Here is a 569-nt window from a genome sequence, read left to right on the forward strand (position 1 = left end):
AAAGTTGGACATCCCCCCTCCAACTCACAAGGTGCAGTTTTTTTATGAGCAAATATACATTACACTTCAAATACCAAGCCGTACTCCACTACCTGCACATACGCAGCCAACAGCGTACCGCAGATCATTACGGCATCTCCCGAACCCACCTGCGGCGATGGATACACGCCTATCAGGAAGGCGGTATCGGCGCACTCGAACATCCCCAATCTAAAACCATGACCGAACACCGCAAAAACCCCTTCATCGCCGATTCATCGCCGACAAACCCGACCACGAAAAAACACAGGCAGAGCTTATCGAAGAGTTGTGCTATATGCGCGCAAAGGTTGCCTACCTAAAGGAGTTAAAAGCCCTCAGCCAAAAGCGGACCGAAAAGGACAAAGCCAAACCGTCCAAACACTGAGGGCGCAACACCCGCTCAAATACCTGCTGCACATCACAAACCTGCCCAAAAGCAGCTTTTACTACCACCATCAAGACCGGCCCGACCCCGATGCAGCCGACAAAGCCCTTATCGCCGAAATCTACGAACGGCATAAAGGACGCTACGGGCAAAGGCGCATTGC

1 protein-coding gene and 1 pseudogene are annotated in these 569 nt (G+C 52.0%); both read left to right on the forward strand.

What is annotated here, in order from left to right:
- The first annotated feature begins 44 nt into the window (after positions 1 to 44).
- Positions 45 to 341, forward strand: a complete 297-nt coding sequence (locus tag ACTHUT_RS21605) for a helix-turn-helix domain-containing protein (protein ID WP_250601323.1) — start codon at positions 45 to 47, stop codon at positions 339 to 341.
- Positions 310 to 569: pseudogene (locus ACTHUT_RS21610) on the forward strand (hypothetical protein); the annotation flags it as partial. The gene ACTHUT_RS21605 and the pseudogene ACTHUT_RS21610, both read left to right, overlap by 32 nt.

The organism is Neisseria sp. P0022.S010 (assembly GCF_051956635.1).

What these genes read in the sequence shown, in the direction of transcription:
- ACTHUT_RS21605 (WP_250601323.1), top strand. Translation starts at nt 45, where the DNA reads ATGAGCAAATATACATTACACTTCAAATACCAAGCCGTACTCCACTAC.